This is a genomic window from Streptomyces sp. MS06 (assembly GCF_047200655.1).
GTDB lineage: Bacteria > Actinomycetota > Actinomycetes > Streptomycetales > Streptomycetaceae > Streptomyces.
On record NZ_JBJZOJ010000011.1, the window covers coordinates 45,646 to 61,991 of the forward strand.

A 16,346-nucleotide genomic window follows, 5' to 3' on the forward strand; every position below is an offset into this window, starting at 1 on the left:
CGAGGAGACGGGCCAAGTCCCCGCTGCCCCTCTCCTCGTACCGACCGCCGCCCCCGGCTCGGCCGCTGCCCGAGCCGGGGGCGGCGGTCCTCGTGTGGTCACCGGCCAGGTACGACCGCGGCGCCGCACCCCGTCCTCCCGTGGGCGGACGTCAGCCCCTCGCGCCTGCCGGGACGGGCCGCGGGTGCCGCCGCGGCCGGGTCCGCCCCGGCGGGGCCCGGTGTCGACCGCTCGGCCCGGAACCGGCCGAGTGGGCGCTTCTCCCCCCGCCTTCCGAGGGTCGCGCCCGGCTTCCCGGCGGGACCGGGATGGATACTGGAGCCGTTATGGAAACCATCATCCTTGCTGTAGTCATCGCCGTGGTCGTGCTCGGTGCGCTCGGCGGGCTCCTGATCGGCAGCCGGCGGAAGAAGTCGCTGCCCCCGCCGCCCCCCGCCGCCCCCGACATCACCGCCCCTCCGGCCGAGCCGCACGTCGGCGACGAGGCCGAGACACCGCGGGAGGAGCCGCGGCGCACGATAGAGGAGGTGGACCTTCCCGGGGGTTCGGCCCCCGTCGTCGTCGAGGAACCGACGACCGAGGACCTCGTCGCCGCTCCGGAGATCGAGATCCCGGAGCCGACGGCCGGCCGCCTGGTCCGCCTGCGCTCCCGCCTGTCCCGCTCCCAGAACGCGCTCGGCAAGGGGCTGCTCAGCCTCCTGTCCCGCGAGCACCTGGACGAGGACACCTGGGAGGAGATCGAGGACACGCTGCTCACCGCCGATGTCGGCGTGCAGCCCACCCAGGAGCTGGTGGAACGGCTGCGGGAACGGGTGAAGGTGCTCGGCACCCGCACCCCCGAGGAACTGCGCGGTCTGCTGCGCGAGGAGCTGCTCACCCTGGTCGGCACCGACCTGGACCGCACGGTGCGGACCGAGCCGGAGACCAGCAAGCCGGGCACCGTGATGGTCGTCGGCGTCAACGGCACCGGCAAGACCACCACCACCGGCAAACTCGCCCGCGTCCTGGTCGCCGACGGCCGCACCGTCGTGCTGGGCGCCGCGGACACCTTCCGGGCCGCGGCCGCCGACCAGCTGCAGACCTGGGGCGAGCGCGTCGGTGCGTACACGGTGCGCGGTCCGGAGGGCGGCGACCCCGCCTCCGTCGCCTTCGACGCGGTCAAGGAGGGCAAGGAGATGGGCTCCGACGTGGTGCTCATCGACACCGCGGGGCGGCTGCACACCAAGACCGGGCTCATGGACGAGCTGGGCAAGGTCAAGAGGGTCGTGGAGAAGCAGGCCCCGCTGGACGAGGTGCTCCTCGTGCTCGACGCCACCACCGGCCAGAACGGCCTCGTCCAGGCCCGGGTGTTCGCCGAGGTCGTGGACATCACCGGCATCGTGCTCACCAAGCTCGACGGCACCGCCAAGGGCGGCATCGTCGTCGCCGTCCAGCGCGAGCTGGGCGTGCCGGTCAAGCTGGTCGGGCTCGGCGAGGGCGCGGACGACCTCGCTCCGTTCGAGCCCGAGGCGTTCGTCGACGCCCTGCTCGGCGACCAGTAGTGCCGTCCGGCGGAACACGCCGCGGGCGCGGGGACCGGCACGCCCGTCCGCGGCGGCCTCGCCGGCCGCCGACACGCCGCGCCGCCACCGGCGGCCTCCGCCGCCCACCGGCCGGACACACCGAGGCGCCCGCCCCCGACCCCGTCGGGCACGGGCGCCTCGCCGCGTCCGCCCCCACGCTCCGTGCGCGACCGGTCCGACGTTCAGCCCACTGCCGGCACCGCCCGCACTGCCCGCACCGCCCGCACAGCGTGCGCCGAGTACGGGGCTGCGTGCGTGAGCGGTCGGAGGCCCCGCACGCTGCGTGCGGGGCCGGTGCGCGGCGGGACCGACGTGCCGCCCGCGCTGCCCGCGCCGCGTCCGCGGAGGGTCTAACGCTCGGTGCGCGACCGGTGGGCGAGGTACGCGAGGGTCCCCAGGAGCAGCCGCGCGGCCGGGGGCTCGCTCGCCGCGTCCAGCTCCGGCGGCCGCAGCCAGCGCACCGGGCCCCGGCCGCCCCGGTCCGAGGGGGGTGCCGTGACGTGGGTCCCGGGTCCCAAGCCGCGCAGGTCCAGGCCCGGGTCGTCCCAACCCATCCGGTACAGCAGCCGCGGCAGCTCGGCCGCTGCGCCCGGCGCGACGAAGAACTGCGCGCGGCCCTCGGGCGTCGCGGTCACCGGGCCCAACGGGAGGCCCATCCGCTCCAGCCGGGCCAGCGCGCGGCGCCCCGCCTGCTCGGCGACCTCGATGACGTCGAAGGCGCGTCCGACCGGCAGCAGCACCGAGGCGCCCGGGTGTTTCGCCCAGGCCTCGGTGACCGCGTCCAGGGTGGCCCCGGCCGGGACCTCCGGCGCGAAGTCCAGCGGATGTGCGCCGGGTGCCGGGCAGTCCGGGCGGCCGCAGGAGCAGGCGCCCCCGGTGGCTCGGGCGCCCGGGACCACGTCCCAGCCCCACAGGCCCGTGAACTCCGCCACGGCGGTGCACTCGGACGAGCGGCCGCGGCGGCGTGAGACGGACCGGATGTCGCGGATGCTCCGACTGCTGCCGATCGTGAAGCCCATGCCCCCTCCAACGGGTCCGGCGCACCGATGGTTACGAGAAGCGCCCGAAGTGTGACTTTGGGTGACTCTCGCTGTTGCCCTGAAGGCGCTCGGAGGCGTTCCCGGTGGCGCGTCCGGCCGCGTGCGCCCCCGTGTGCACCGCTCCGCTCACTCACGGCCGTCCTGTGTCAAGTGAATCGTGTGCAGGTCATCGTGAGTTCATTCGAAGGGGTGGCGAATGGTGGCGTTTCCGGAATCGCCATGGCTGGAGCGGTGATCGTAGGATTACTTTGAGTACACGGAGTGCGGGGTGCGTGCGCTCGTGGGTATGCCGGAGGCAAGTCGGTATTCCGTTCGAAGGGTGAGAACCGCCGGACGGCGAGCCCGAGGGACCGGCATTCTGATAGGGCTTGGCGCACGCGGTGACGAGTGGTGTCGAGGGATGGGGGCGTTCCAGTGAGCGGCAACGGCGGTAGCGGGACGAGCGCGGAGAAGCGCCCCAACGAGCTGCTCCGGTCGTGGTTCGTGCGCAGCGGCTGGTCGAAGGGCGAACTCGCCCGCCAGGTCAACCGCCGGGCCCGCCAGTTGGGGGCCAACCACATCTCCACCGACACCTCGCGCGTGCGCCGCTGGCTGGACGGAGAGAACCCCCGGGAGCCCATCCCCAGGATCCTCTCCGAACTCTTCTCCGAGCGGTTCGGCTGCGTGGTCTCCGTCGAGGACCTCGGCCTGCGCACCGCCCGTCCCTCGCCGTCCGCGGCCGGCATCGACCTCCCCTGGACGGGCCCGCAGACGGTGGCACTGCTCAGCGAGTTCTCGCGCAGCGACCTGATGCTGGCGCGGCGTGGCTTCCTGGGCGGCTCGCTGGCCCTCTCCGCCGGCCCCGCCCTCATCGAGCCCCTGCAGCGCTGGCTGGTGCCCGCGCCTCCCGGTCCCCGCCACGATCCCGAGCCGTCCTCCGCCCGGATCCGCGGCCGGCTCTCCGGGCCCGAGCTGGACCTGCTGGAGTCCACCACCGAGATGTTCCGGCGCTGGGACGCGCAATGCGGCGGCGGCCTGCGACGCAAGGCCGTCGTGGGTCAGCTGCACGAGGTCACCGACCTGCTCCAGGAGTCCCACCCCGAGCCCACCGCCCGCAGGCTGTTCAAGGTCGCCGCCGAGCTGGCCGAGCTGGCCGGCTGGATGTCGTACGACGTCGGGCTGCAGCCCACCGCCCAGAAGTACTTCGTGCTCGCCCTGCACGCCGCCAAGGAAGCCGGCGACAAGCCCCTCGGCTCCTACGTGCTGTCCAGCATGAGCCGCCAGATGATCCACCTCGGGCGGCCCGAGGACGCTCTGGAGCTGATCCACCTCGCCCAGTACGGAAGCCGGGACTGCGCGAGCCCCCGCACCCAGTCCATGCTGTATGCGATGGAGGCCCGCGCCTACGCCAACATGGGCCAGCCGGGCAGGTGCAAGCGGGCGGTCAGGATGGCCGAGGACACCTTCACCGACGCCGAGGACTGGGACGAGCCCGAGGCCGACTGGATCCGCTTCTTCACCGAGGCCGAACTGCACGGCGAGAACTCGCACTCCTTCCGCGACCTCGCCTACGTGGCCGGCCGCAGCCCCGCCTACGCCTCGGAGGCCGAGCCGCTGATGAGGCGGGCCGTCGAACTGTTCGCCGAGGACGGTGAGCACCAGCGCTCCTACGCACTCAACCTGATCGGCCTGGCCTCCGTGCACCTGCTGCGGCGCGAACCCGAGCAGAGCGCCGGATACGCCGACCGGGCCATGCGGATCGCCAAGAAGGTCCGCTCCGAGCGCGTCAACACCCGCATCCGCAAGACCGTGGACACCGCCGTACGCGACTTCGGCGACCTCGCCGAGGTCGTCGACCTCACGGACAAGCTGGCGGTGGAGCTGCCCGAGACCGCCGAGGCGGTCTGACCGCGCAGAACACCGCGCAGAACACCCCGCAGACCCCGGCCGCGGCCGGCCTTCCCGAACCGCCCGACTCGGCTCCCCCATGCCAGGTCAGTCGGAAGGCCGCCGCGGCCGGTTCCTTTCCCTCCCGGAAGGTTGCGCCACGATAACGATCCCTCCCGCGAACATCAGCGAGTTCATCGAGGCGTAACGCACGCTCTGCCTTCGTCACGGCCGCGAAACAACGCGGGGCGCCGACCGAAACGGTGCTGCGCCAATCTCGTGCGGCATAACCGGCTCACCGGCCCACCCCTCACGGCGCTGAGGCATCCCCCCGCACGGGGCCGTACCAACGACGAGGAGATACCGGCATTGAACGGCACAGATACCGGATTCGTATTGATCAGTGCAGCGCTCGTCATGGTGATGACGCCTGGGCTGGCCCTGTTCTACGGCGGCATGGTCCGCTCCAAGAGCGTCCTCAACATGCTGATGATGTCCTTCATCTCGCTGGGCATCGTCAGCATCCTGTGGGTGCTCTACGGTCACTCGCTCGCCTTCAGCGGTGACACCGGCGGCTTCATCGGCAACTTCGACATGATCGGGTTGAAGGGCGTCACCGGCGACAGCACCGTGGAGGCCTTCACCGGCAACAAGATCTCCACCTTCGCCTTCTCGCTCTTCCAGATGCTGTTCGCCGTCATCACCGCGGCCCTGATCAGCGGTGGCCTCGCCGACCGCGTCAAGTTCAGCTCCTGGATGATCTTCATCGCCCTCTGGGTCACCGCGGTGTACTTCCCGGTCGCCCACTGGGTCTGGGGCGGCGGCTGGCTCGCCCAGCTCGACCCGGCCGTGATCGACTTCGCCGGCGGTACGGCGGTCCACATCAACGCCGGTGTCGCCGGACTCGCAGCGGTCCTGGTGGTCGGCAAGCGCGTCGGCTTCAAGAAGGACCCGATGCGGCCGCACAACCTGCCGCTGGTCCTGATCGGCACCGCGCTGCTGTGGTTCGGCTGGTTCGGCTTCAACGCCGGCTCCGAGCTCGGCGTCGACGGCACCGCCGCCCGCATGGCCATCAACACCCAGATCGCCACCGCCGCCGCCATGATCGGCTGGCTCGCCTACGAGCGCATCCGCCACGGCGCGTTCACCACCCTCGGCGCCTGCTCCGGTGCCGTCGCGGGCCTCGTCGCCATCACCCCCTCCGGCGGCAACGTCAACGTCTTCGGCGCCCTCCTCATCGGCGTCGTGGCCGGCGTCCTGTGCTCCTGGGCCGTCAGCCTCAAGTACAAGCTGGGCTACGACGACTCCCTCGACGTGGTCGGCGTCCACCTCGTCGGCGGCGTCATCGGCACCCTGCTCGTCGGCCTCCTCGCCATCGACGGGGCCGGAGGCCTGAAGCAGTTCGGCTCCCAGGCCATCGGCGCCTTCTCGGTCATGGGCTACACCTTCGTCGTCACCTACATCATCGCCTTCGCCCTGCAGAAGACGATCGGCTTCCGGGCCACCGAGGACGACGAGGTCACCGGCCTCGACCAGACCGCGCACGCCGAGACCGCCTACGACTTCAGCTCCGCGGCCGGCTCCCACATCGCCACCACGGCGCCCACCCAGGCCGGCCCCGCCGCCGAGAGCAAGAAGGTCGAGGCATGAAGCTCATCACCGCAGTGGTCAAGCCGCACCGGCTCGACGAGATCAAGGAGGCCCTCCAGGCCTTCGGCGTCCACGGCCTGACGGTCACCGAGGCGAGCGGTTACGGTCGTCAGAGAGGCCACACCGAGGTCTACCGCGGCGCCGAGTACACCGTCGACCTGGTGCCCAAGATCCGCATCGAGGTGCTGGCCGAGGACGACGACGCCGACCAGCTGATCGACGTCGTCGTGAAGGCGGCCCGCACCGGCAAGATCGGTGACGGCAAGGTGTGGGCCCTCCCGGTCGAGACGGCCGTACGGGTCCGGACCGGCGAGCGCGGCCCCGACGCGCTCTGACAGGCAAGAGAACAGGAGTCGCCGGGTGACGAGTACGGATGTGCGCGAAGAAGCAGAGGACTCCCGACCCGGCGGCTACGCGGCGGCCCGGCTGCACCTCCTCACCGGGGGGGAGCAGTCCGGGCCGCCGCGCCGCGCGGCCCTGTCCGAACTGACCGACCAGTGGCTCGCCGGCCTCTTCGGCGGCGCCGACGCCCCGAGCGGGGCCTCCCTCGTCGCCGTCGGCGGGTACGGGCGCGGCGAGCTCTCCCCACGCAGCGACCTCGACCTGCTGCTGCTGCACGACGGCAGCGACCCCAAAGCGGTGGCCGCCCTGGCCGACCGCCTCTGGTACCCCGTCTGGGACCTCGGCCTCGCCCTCGACCACTCCGTGCGCACCCCCGCGGAGGCCCGCAGAACGGCCGGCGAGGACCTGAAGGTCCAGCTCGGCCTGCTGGACGCCCGTCACCTCGCGGGCGACCCCCAGCTGACCGCCCAACTGCGCTCCACCGTCCTCGCCGACTGGCGCAACCAGGCCCCCAAACGCCTGCCCGAACTGCGCGAACTGTGCAGCGACCGCGCAGAACGCCAGGGCGAGCTGCAGTACCTGCTCGAACCGGACCTGAAAGAGGCGCGCGGCGGTCTGCGCGACGCCACCGCCCTGCGCGCGGTAGCCGCCTCCTGGCTCGCGGACGCCCCCCGCGAGGGACTCACCGACGCGCGCCGCCGCCTCCTCGACGTCCGCGACGCCCTCCACCTGACCACCGGCCGCGCCACCGACCGCCTCGCCCTCCAGGAACAGGACCAGGTGGCGGCCGAACTGGGCCTGCTGGACGCCGACACCCTGCTGCGCGAGGTCTACGAGTCCGCGCGGGTGATCTCCTACGCCAGCGACGTCACCTGGCGCGAGGTGGGGCGCGTCCTGCGCTCGCGCGCCGTACGTCCCCGGCTGCGCAGACTGGCCGGTAGGGCGGTCGGCGGCAGCGCCGCCGCCGAGCGGTCCCCGCTGGCCGAGGGCGTGGTCGAGCAGGACGGCGAGGTGGTCCTCGCCCGCGCCGCCCGGCCCGAACGCGACCCCGTCCTGCCGCTGCGCGCCGCGGCGGCCGCCGCCCAGGCCGGGCTGCCGCTCTCACTGCACGCCGTACGGCGCCTGGCGGCCACCGCGCGCCCCCTGCCCACGCCCTGGCCGGCCGAGGCCCGCGAACAGCTCGTCACCCTGCTCGGGTCCGGCCGCCCGACGGTAGAGGTGTGGGAGGCGCTGGAGGCCGAGGGCCTGATCACCCGCCTGCTGCCGGACTGGGAACGGGTGCGGTGCCGCCCGCAGCGCAACGCCGTCCACGTCTGGACCGTCGACCGACACCTCATCGAGACGGCGGTCTCCGCGTCCGACTTCACCCGCCGGGTCAGCCGCCCCGACCTGCTACTGGTCGCCGCCCTGCTGCACGACATCGGCAAGGGCTGGCCCGGCGACCACTCCGTCGCCGGCGAGATCATCGCCAAGGACGTGGCGGTCCGCATCGGCTTCGACGACGCGGACGCGGCCGTCCTCGCCGCCCTCGTACGCCACCACCTGCTGCTCGTCGAGACCGCGACCCGGCGCGACCTGGACGACCCGGCCACCGTCCGCCTGGTCGCCGACGCGGTCGGTACCCAGAGCACCCTCCGCCTGCTGCACGCGCTGACCGAGGCCGACGCCCTGGCCACCGGCCCCGCCGCCTGGTCCTCCTGGCGCGGGTCCCTCGTCGCCGACCTGGTGCGCAGGGTGTCGGCCGTCCTCGCCGGCGACACCCCCGACGAGCCGGAGACCGCGGTGGTCACCGCGGAGCAGGAGCGGCTCGCGCTGGAGGCGGTCGCCACCGGCGGGCCGGTTCTCGCGCTGCGCGCCCAGGCCGAGCCGCCCACCGCGCAGGACCCGGCCGACGCACCGGAGCCGCTCGGTGTGGAGCTCCTCATCGCCGTCCCCGACCAGCCCGGGGTCCTGCCCGCCGTCGCCGGTGTCCTCGCCATGCACCGGCTGACCGTGCGCACCGCCGAACTGCGCTCCCTCGACCTGCCCGACGGCGTCGACGGCTCGGTGCTCCTGCTGGACTGGCGGGTCGCCGCGGAGTACGGCTCCCTGCCGCAGGCGGCGCGACTGCGTGCGGACCTCGTCCGGGCGCTGGACGGCACCCTGGACATCGCCGGACGGCTGGCCGAGCGGGACGCGGCCTATCCGCGCCGCAGGGGCTGGGTGGCGCCCGCTGCCCGGGTGACGGTGGCACCCGCTGCCTCGCACCACGCCACGGTGATCGAGGTGCGGGCCCAGGACGCTCCGGGGCTGCTGTTCCGGATCGGCCGGGCGCTGGAGGACGCGCGGGTGCGGGTGCGCAGCGCGCACGCGTCGACCCTGGGCGCCAACGCCGTCGACGCCTTCTACGTCACCGGGGATCAGCGTGCACCGCTGCCCGCGGAGGAGGCCTCGGCCGTGGCACGCAAGCTGGAGGAGACGCTGCGGGGGTGACGGTGACCCGACCCGGCGGCCTCCGCGGCCGGGATACCCCGGGTGGGTGGGTTCGGCGGGCGTGCGCGGTCGGGATGCGCCCGGGCGATCCTGCGGGCCTCCGAGGGGGTCGGGATGCGCCGGGGGCGATCTGCGGGCCTCCGAGGGGGTCGGGATGCGCGGGAGCGATCCTGCGGGCCTCCGGGGGTCGGGATGCGCCGGGGGCGATCTGCGGGCCTCCGAGGGTCGGGATGCGCCGGGGCGATCCGGCGGGTTCCCGGGGGTGGGACGGACGACCGGGGCGATTCTGCGGGGCCGTGCGGTCGGGATGCCCTGTGCCGAGGCCGCCGGAACCGCGCGGAGCACCGTCCCCGCCGGAGTACCGCACCGCGCGGGGGCGGTTTGCCCGCGGGGCCGGATACCCTGGAGGGCAGCCCAAAACGACCCCGACTCCGAGGACCGACGCCACCGTGTTCGATACCCTCTCCGACCGCCTCAGCGCGACTTTCAAAAACCTCCGCGGCAAGGGCAGGTTGTCCGAGGCGGACATCGACGCCACGGCGCGCGAGATCCGCATCGCGCTCCTCGAAGCGGACGTCGCCCTGCCCGTCGTCCGCACGTTCATCAAGAACGTCAAGGAAAGGGCGCTCGGGGCCGAGATCTCCAAGGCCCTCAACCCGGCCCAGCAGTTCATCAAGATCGTCAACGATGAGCTGGTCCAGATCCTCGGCGGCGAGACCCGCCGCCTGCGCTTCGCCAAGCAGCCGCCGACCGTGATCATGCTGGCCGGTCTCCAGGGTGCGGGCAAGACCACCCTCGCCGGAAAGCTCGGCACCTGGCTCAAGGGCCAGGGCCACTCCCCGCTGCTGGTCGCCTGCGACCTGCAGCGGCCCAACGCGGTCAACCAGCTCAGCGTCGTCGCCGAGCGCGCCGGTGTCGCCGTGTACGCGCCGGAGCCCGGCAACGGCGTCGGCGACCCGGTCAAGGTCGCCAAGGACTCCGTCGAACACGCCCGGTCGAAGGTCCACGACATCGTGATCGTGGACACCGCCGGCCGGCTCGGCATCGACCAGGAGCTCATGCAGCAGGCGGCCGACATCCGGGACGCGATCAGCCCGGACGAGATCCTGTTCGTCGTCGACGCGATGATCGGCCAGGACGCCGTCAACACCGCCGAGGCCTTCCGCGACGGCGTCGGCTTCGACGGCGTGGTGCTCTCCAAGCTCGACGGCGACGCCCGCGGCGGTGCGGCACTGTCGATCCGCCAGATCACCGGCAAGCCGATCATGTTCGCGTCGAACGGTGAGAAGCTCGACGACTTCGACGCCTTCCACCCCGACCGGATGGCCTCCCGCATCCTCGACATGGGCGACCTGCTCACCCTGATCGAGCAGGCGGAGAAGACGTTCAGCCAGGAAGAGGCCCAGAAGATGGCCTCGAAGCTGGCGTCGAAGAAGGGCCAGGACTTCACCCTGGACGACTTCCTGTCCCAGATGGAGCAGGTCAGGAAGATGGGCAGCATCAGCAAGCTGCTCGGCATGCTCCCTGGCATGGGCCAGGTCAAGGACCAGATCAACAATCTCGACGAGCGTGACGTCGACCGCACCGCCGCGATCATCAAGTCGATGACCCCGGGGGAGCGCCAGGACCCGACGATCATCAACGGCTCGCGCCGCGCCCGTATCGCACGCGGTTCCGGCGTCGACGTCAGCGCGGTGAAGAACCTCGTCGAGCGGTTCTTCGAGGCGCGCAAGATGATGTCGCGCATGGCCCAGGGCGGCGGCATGCCCGGCATGCCAGGGATGCCCGGCATGGGTGGCGGACCCGGCCGGCAGAAGAAGCAGCCGAAGAAGGCCAAGGGCAAGCAGCGCTCCGGCAACCCGATGAAGCGCAAGCAGCAGGAGCAGGAGGAGGCGGCCCGGCGCGCGGCCGCCGCGGGCGGCGGCAACGCCCTCGGGCTGCCGCAGCAGGGCGGTCAGGACTTCGAGCTGCCGGACGAGTTCAAGAAGTTCATGGGCTGAGATACCGCCGGCCCGCGCACCGTCGTCGCCGAGGGCGCCTCTCACCCCGAGGGGCGCCCTCGCCGCGTGCGGAGGTCAGGGAGTACGGGCTATCAGATAGCGGAAGACGTTCGGCATCCACACCGTGCCGTCCCGGCGGCGGTGCGGGTGCAGGGCCTCGGTGAGTTCCTTCTCCACCTGCGCCTGGTCCGTGGCGGCTATCGCCGCGTCGAACACCCCCGTGGACAGCAGCCCGCGTACCGCGCTGCCGGGGTCCGCGTAGCCGAACGGGCACGACACCCGTCCGGAGCCGTCCGGCAGCAGCCCGGAGCGCTGGGCGACCTGCTCCAGGTCGTCGCGGAGCGCGGGACGCCAGCTGCCCGAGCTGCGCAGCGGATCGGCCAGCCGGGCCGCCACCCGCAGCACGGACGAGGTGGCGCACCGCTCCGGCGGCCCCCAGGCGGCCAGCACGACCGCAGCCCCGCGCTCGGCGAGCGGCACCGCCCCGGCGAGCAGGTCCTCCAGTCCCTCGGAGTCGCCCGCCAGGCAGCCGATCGGCTCGAACGCGGTCACCAGGTCGAATCCGCGAGGCGTGCCCTCGGCCGCCGGCGTCCGCCGCGTGAGCTGATCGGGGGGTGCGTCCACGAGCCGGGCGTCCGTCCCGTCCGCCGCCTCCCCGCCCTGCGGCAGCAGCCGCTCCCGGGCGAGGGCGAGCCGTTCGGGGGAGTGGCACTCCAGGCCGGTGACCTCCGCGCCCCGGGTGGCCGCCATCAGCAGGGCCAGCCCCGATCCGCAGCCCAGGCCCAGCAGGCGGGTGCCCGGACCGACGTCCAGTCGCTCGTAGACGGCCTCGTAGAGCGGAACGAGCATCCGTTCCTGGATCTCGGACCAGTCACGCGCGCGGGCACACAGATCCACGCGGGGCACCGGGCCCGCGTGAGGGAGGTTCTGCCGCACGAGCGTAGGTGTCATAGGTAAGCGCCCCAATCCGCCGAGAGTTAACCGCTGTGCTGAGTCCGCCCCCCGTGCAGTGCGCGAGCATGCCCCCGTATGCCAGGTAACTCCGCCTCCGGGCGGGCGTCCAGTGGAAAGCGGCACCGGCTTGCCGGTCGGCGGGGAGGGCGGCGAGATTTCACCTGCCCGCAACGTCTTCCGCCCGGCAGCCCCGCCGTGACGGATGCGGGGGATCCTCCGCCGGCTCCGGGAACCGGCGGGGGACGAGGCGGCGTGACCCGCGGCAGGGCCCGGGCGCCGGGCCGGGCGGCAGGGCCGGGCGGCGGTGCGGGAGTGCGGCGGGATCGGGGGTGGCCTCGGGGCTGTGGGAGCGCGCCGGGAGTACGGGGCCGTGGGGCCCCGGGAGCGGGTGCGCCGGAAGAGTGCGGGGTCGGTGCGCCCGGGTGGCCGCCGGGCGGGGTTCCGGTGGGTTCCGGCCACGGCGGTCGGGCTCGGCCGCCCGGTCGCGGAGTCCCGCGTTCCGTCCGCGGCCGGAGCGGGGCCCGCCCGTCCGCGGCGATTCGTCGCCGGAGCCCCAGGACGCACCGGGTAACGTCCCCGGAGTCGCTGACGCTGAGGGGTACAACGGCGCCGTCGCGGGAGAGCGGCCGAAACGCCCCTTGCGTATCGCGGGACCGGTCCCGTCCCGCCCGACGACCTGGCCCACGCGCCGGCTCGCATATCAGCCTACTTACCGCCTTGGTACGAGCTGTGAGGCTTTTCCGCAGATCAGCGCACCCGCCCGCGTCCACACGCATCAGCGGCAACTGACGGGTACGTGCAAATTATTTGGGATGCCCCGGAATCGGAACACAGGGGCACTCCGGCTCGTTGTCCTTACGTGAGCACGACACAGACACCACCTGTTCTCGCCGCTGAGCTGGCGCAGGCGTGGGCCGACATCCAGCGGTACCACCCCGAGCTGCCCGACCTCGCCGCGCCTGAGTCCCTGATCGGAGAGTCCTCGTCCGCCTGCGGCCACGAACTCTCCTTCGAGCGCCTGCTCCATGAGGCCGTCCACGGGATCGCCGCCTCGCGCGGCATCCGCGACACCTCGCGGGCCGGCCGCTACCACAACCGCAGATTCCTCGCGATCGCCGAGGAGCTGGGCCTGGACCATCCCGAGGAGCCGCATCCCAGCAGCGGCTTCTCGCTGGTCACGCTCAGTCCCGAGGCCAAGCGGCGCTATCGCGAGACCAACGAGCGACTGCAGCGCGCGCTGCGGGCCCACACCGCGGCCACCTCCTCGGAGGCCACCCAGGCCTTCCGCGGGCCGGCGGCCCGGCACGGATCCTCCGGCGGCGGCGTCCGGGTCAAGGCGGTCTGCGACTGCGGACGCAACGTCCGGGTCGTCCCGTCGGTCCTGGCACAGGCGCCGATCGTCTGCGGCGGCTGCGGGAAGCCGTTCCGGATCCCGGAGGTCGTGGGCGCGGCGAGCTGAGGCTCACCCGGCATCTCGTGGGTGCCGGGGTGCGCTCCGACGCGGGGGTCGCCTCACCGGTCCCGAAAGGGGCCGGTGAGGCACTCCCCCGTGCCCCCGGGTCGCGCACCCGGCGCGGTCCGCCCCGGCGCCGGGTGCCCCTTCGCCGTGCCCGGATACCGAAACCCTCCGGTCACGGCACAACAGAGCGTGTGGCAGAATGGGCAGCTGTACTCGACAGCCGCACAGGACCCCTCTCTCCTCCGGCTGACGCGTCCATCGGGCACTCGGGTACCGCAACCCCACGCGGCACAACCGCCGTGCCCCACCACGTCAAATCCAGGAGAGTCCACTCCCGTGGCAGTCAAGATCAAGCTGAAGCGTCTGGGCAAGATCCGTTCGCCTCACTACCGCATCGTCGTCGCCGACTCCCGGACCCGCCGTGACGGCCGGGCCATCGAGGAGATCGGCAAGTACCACCCGACGTACAACCCGTCGGTGATGGAGGTCGACAGCGAGCGCGTGGCGTACTGGCTCTCCGTCGGCGCCCAGCCGACCGAGCCCGTGCTGGCCATCCTCAAGAAGACCGGCGACTGGCAGAAGTTCAAGGGCGAGCCCGCCCCGGCTCCGCTGCTGCAGCCGGCCGAGAAGTCGGCGCGTCCGTCCTTCGAAGCCCTCGGCGGCGACGACGAGGGCAAGGGTGAGGCGATCACCCAGAAGAAGAAGGCCGAGAAGAGGGACGAGGCCGCGGCCGAGTCCTCCTCGGCTGAGTCGACCGAGGCCTGAGCATGCTCGAGGAGGCTCTCGAGCACCTCGTGAAGGGTATCGTCGACAACCCCGACGATGTGCAGGTCGCTTCGCGCAACCTGCGTCGCGGGCGCGTGCTGGAGGTCCGGGTCCACCCCGACGACCTCGGCAAGGTGATCGGCCGCAACGGCCGCACCGCGCGCGCCCTGCGCACCGTCGTGGGTGCCATCGGCGGTCGCGGCGTCCGCGTCGACCTCGTCGACGTGGACAACGTCCGCTGACGCCGAACACAGCACCGGCTCGGGCCGGGGAAGGCCGCTGGGCCGTCCCCGGCCCGTAGTCGTTGTCCGTGCCGGTCCTCCGGTACGGGGGCCCCGACCACAGGAGATCTTCGAAAAGTGCAGCTCGTAGTCGCCCGGATCGGCCGCGCCCACGGCATCAAGGGCGAAGTCACCGTGGAGGTCCGCACCGACGAGCCGGAACTCCGGCTCGCACCCGGCGCCGTCCTGCTCACGGACCCCGCCTCGGCGGGACCGCTCACCATCGCCACCGGCCGGGTCCACAGCGGCCGCCTCCTGCTCCGCTTCGAGGGCGTCACCGACCGCGGCGGTGCCGAGGCCCTGCGCAACACCCTCCTGATCGCCGAGGTCGACCCGGACGAACTGCCGGAGGAGGAGGACGAGTACTACGACCACCAGCTGATCGACCTGGACGTGGTCACCGAGGACGGCACCGAGATCGGCCGGATCGCCGAGATCTCCCACCTGCCCTCCCAGGACCTTTTCGTCGTCGCGCGCCCGGACGGCACCGAAGTGCTGGTCCCGTTCGTCGCGGAGATCGTCACCGACATCGACCTGGCCGAGCAGCGCGCCGTCATCGCCCCACCGCCGGGCCTGATCGACGACCGGGCCGAGATCGCCTCCTCCCGGGACGACAGCGCATGAGGCTCGACGTCGTCACGATCTTCCCCGAGTACCTGGAACCCCTGAACGTCTCCCTGGTCGGCAAGGCCCGCGCACGCGGGCAGCTCGACGTGCAGGTGCACGATCTGCGCGACTGGACGCACGACCGCCACCACACCGTCGACGACACCCCCTACGGCGGCGGCCCCGGCATGGTCATGAAGACCGAGCCCTGGGGCGAGGCCCTCGACGCGGTACTCGCCGACGGCTACGAGACCGGCTCGCACGAGCCCGCGCTGATCGTTCCCACCCCGAGCGGGCGCCCCTTCACCCAGGAACTCGCCGTGGAACTCTCCGCGCGGCCCTGGCTCCTGTTCACCCCGGCCCGCTACGAGGGCATCGACCGGCGCGTCGTGGACGAGTACGCGACGCGGATGCCGGTCCACGAGGTGTCCATCGGCGACTACGTCCTGGCCGGCGGCGAAGCGGCGGTCCTCGTCGTCACCGAGGCCGTCGCCCGACTGCTGCCCGGCGTCCTCGGCAACGCCGAGTCCCACCGCGACGACTCCTTCGCCCCCGGTGCCATGGCCAACCTGCTGGAAGGCCCCGTCTACACCAAGCCGCCGCAGTGGCGCGGCCGCTCCATCCCGGACGTGCTGCTCAGCGGCCACCACGGGAGGATCGGCCGCTGGCGGCGCGACGAGGCCCTGCGGCGCACCACCGCCCACCGGCCCGACCTCATCGAGCGCTGCGAGCCGGCGTCCTTCGACCGGAAGGACCGCGAGATGCTGTCCGTCCTCGGCTGGGAACCGGATCCGCAGGGGGAGCCGTACGGCCGATTTTGGCGCCGGGCCGACGCCGTGGAAGAATAGGCCGCTGCTGTCCGCCGTCCGGCGTGCGCCCCTGCCACAGGGGGACACGACGTGCGCTCCGACCGGCAGCGCCTCACCGAAACATCTAGTGCCGCTGATGACCTGTGGCATCAGCGAAGAAAGCAGACGACATGTCGCACCTGCTCGACTCCGTCGACGCCACGTCGCTCCGCAGCGACGTCCCGGCCTTCCGCCCGGGTGACACCGTCAACGTCCACGTCCGCGTCATCGAGGGCAACCGCTCCCGTGTGCAGCAGTTCAAGGGCGTGGTGATCCGTCGCCAGGGTTCCGGCGTGCGCGAGACCTTCACGGTCCGCAAGGTCTCCTTCTCCGTCGGCGTCGAGCGCACCTTCCCGGTGCACACCCCGATCGTGGAGAAGATCGAGCTCGTCACCAAGGGTGACGTGCGGCGCGCCAAGCTGTACTACCTGCGCGACCTGCGCGGCAAGGCGGCGAAGATCAAGGAGAAGCGCGAGAACTGAGCGCCTTTCCCGGTGCACA

14 protein-coding genes are annotated in these 16,346 nt (G+C 72.6%); 12 read left to right on the forward strand and 2 right to left on the reverse strand.

What is annotated here, in order from left to right:
* Positions 1 to 326 precede the first annotated feature (326 nt).
* Entirely contained in the window at positions 327 to 1,541 is a 1,215-nt protein-coding gene (gene ftsY, locus ACL02U_RS07805; protein WP_412789924.1) for a signal recognition particle-docking protein FtsY, read from the forward strand.
* Between the two features lie 371 nt (positions 1,542 to 1,912).
* Here the strand turns inward: ftsY and ACL02U_RS07810 are convergent, their stop codons facing one another.
* Positions 1,913 to 2,581 carry a bifunctional DNA primase/polymerase gene (locus tag ACL02U_RS07810; protein ID WP_412789925.1) on the reverse strand — a complete coding sequence of 223 codons (669 nt, stop codon included), beginning with the start codon at positions 2,579 to 2,581 and terminating at the stop codon, positions 1,913 to 1,915.
* A gap of 435 nt (positions 2,582 to 3,016) precedes the next feature.
* Here ACL02U_RS07810 and ACL02U_RS07815 point away from each other — a divergent pair, with 435 nt between their 5' ends.
* The 5 genes from ACL02U_RS07815 to ffh all read left to right on the forward strand — a co-directional run bounded on the left by ACL02U_RS07815 (position 3,017) and on the right by ffh (position 10,932).
* Positions 3,017 to 4,489: a hypothetical protein gene (locus ACL02U_RS07815; RefSeq protein WP_412789926.1), complete on the forward strand. Its 1,473-nt coding sequence runs from the start codon at positions 3,017 to 3,019 to the stop codon at positions 4,487 to 4,489.
* Between the two features lie 348 nt (positions 4,490 to 4,837).
* Positions 4,838 to 6,118 carry an ammonium transporter gene (locus ACL02U_RS07820; RefSeq protein ID WP_412789927.1) on the forward strand — a complete coding sequence of 427 codons (1,281 nt, stop codon included), beginning with the start codon at positions 4,838 to 4,840 and terminating at the stop codon, positions 6,116 to 6,118.
* On the forward strand, positions 6,115 to 6,453 hold the full coding sequence (locus ACL02U_RS07825; protein ID WP_412789928.1) for a P-II family nitrogen regulator: 339 nt from the start codon (positions 6,115 to 6,117) through the stop codon (positions 6,451 to 6,453). The genes ACL02U_RS07820 and ACL02U_RS07825 overlap by 4 nt, the downstream gene beginning before the upstream one ends.
* A gap of 25 nt (positions 6,454 to 6,478) precedes the next feature.
* Complete coding sequence (locus tag ACL02U_RS07830) at positions 6,479 to 8,932, forward strand: [protein-PII] uridylyltransferase (protein WP_412789929.1); 2,454 nt, start codon at positions 6,479 to 6,481, stop codon at positions 8,930 to 8,932.
* 449 nt (positions 8,933 to 9,381) lie between these two features.
* Entirely contained in the window at positions 9,382 to 10,932 is a 1,551-nt protein-coding gene (gene ffh / locus ACL02U_RS07835; protein ID WP_412789930.1) for a signal recognition particle protein, read from the forward strand.
* A 75-nt stretch (positions 10,933 to 11,007) separates the two neighbouring features.
* On the opposite strand, the gene ACL02U_RS07840 is transcribed toward ffh, so the two are convergent.
* Positions 11,008 to 11,883 carry an SAM-dependent methyltransferase gene (locus ACL02U_RS07840; protein ID WP_412789931.1) on the reverse strand — a complete coding sequence of 292 codons (876 nt, stop codon included), beginning with the start codon at positions 11,881 to 11,883 and terminating at the stop codon, positions 11,008 to 11,010.
* 862 nt (positions 11,884 to 12,745) lie between these two features.
* Here ACL02U_RS07840 and ACL02U_RS07845 point away from each other — a divergent pair.
* The 6 genes from ACL02U_RS07845 (at position 12,746) to rplS (ending at position 16,327) form a co-directional block, all read left to right on the forward strand.
* A complete protein-coding gene (locus ACL02U_RS07845) occupies positions 12,746 to 13,345 on the forward strand; it encodes a hypothetical protein (protein ID WP_412789932.1) in 600 nt (199 codons plus the stop codon).
* Between the two features lie 336 nt (positions 13,346 to 13,681).
* Positions 13,682 to 14,110, forward strand: a complete 429-nt coding sequence (rpsP, locus tag ACL02U_RS07850) for a 30S ribosomal protein S16 (protein WP_412789933.1) — start codon at positions 13,682 to 13,684, stop codon at positions 14,108 to 14,110.
* 2 nt (positions 14,111 to 14,112) lie between these two features.
* Positions 14,113 to 14,352 carry an RNA-binding protein gene (locus ACL02U_RS07855; protein WP_029385578.1) on the forward strand — a complete coding sequence of 80 codons (240 nt, stop codon included), beginning with the start codon at positions 14,113 to 14,115 and terminating at the stop codon, positions 14,350 to 14,352.
* Between the two features lie 117 nt (positions 14,353 to 14,469).
* Complete coding sequence (rimM, locus tag ACL02U_RS07860; RefSeq protein WP_412789934.1) at positions 14,470 to 15,015, forward strand: ribosome maturation factor RimM; 546 nt, start codon at positions 14,470 to 14,472, stop codon at positions 15,013 to 15,015.
* On the forward strand, positions 15,012 to 15,845 hold the full coding sequence (gene trmD, locus ACL02U_RS07865) for a tRNA (guanosine(37)-N1)-methyltransferase TrmD (protein WP_412789935.1): 834 nt from the start codon (positions 15,012 to 15,014) through the stop codon (positions 15,843 to 15,845). The genes rimM and trmD overlap by 4 nt, the downstream gene beginning before the upstream one ends.
* Before the next feature lie 131 nt (positions 15,846 to 15,976).
* Complete coding sequence (gene rplS / locus ACL02U_RS07870) at positions 15,977 to 16,327, forward strand: 50S ribosomal protein L19 (RefSeq protein ID WP_412789936.1); 351 nt, start codon at positions 15,977 to 15,979, stop codon at positions 16,325 to 16,327.
* The last annotated feature ends 19 nt before the right edge of the window (positions 16,328 to 16,346 follow it).

Bases quoted from the DNA above. Each gene is read 5' to 3' on its own strand.
- ftsY (WP_412789924.1), top strand. From the start codon at position 327: ATGGAAACCATCATCCTTGCTGTAGTCATCGCCGTGGTCGTGCTCGGT.
- ACL02U_RS07810 (WP_412789925.1), bottom strand. From the start codon at position 2,581: ATGGGCTTCACGATCGGCAGCAGTCGGAGCATCCGCGACATCCGGTCC.
- ACL02U_RS07825 (WP_412789928.1), top strand. From the start codon at position 6,115: ATGAAGCTCATCACCGCAGTGGTCAAGCCGCACCGGCTCGACGAGATC.
- ACL02U_RS07840 (WP_412789931.1), bottom strand. From the start codon at position 11,883: ATGACACCTACGCTCGTGCGGCAGAACCTCCCTCACGCGGGCCCGGTG.
- ACL02U_RS07855 (WP_029385578.1), top strand. From the start codon at position 14,113: ATGCTCGAGGAGGCTCTCGAGCACCTCGTGAAGGGTATCGTCGACAAC.
- trmD (WP_412789935.1), top strand. From the start codon at position 15,012: ATGAGGCTCGACGTCGTCACGATCTTCCCCGAGTACCTGGAACCCCTG.
- rplS (WP_412789936.1), top strand. From the start codon at position 15,977: ATGTCGCACCTGCTCGACTCCGTCGACGCCACGTCGCTCCGCAGCGAC.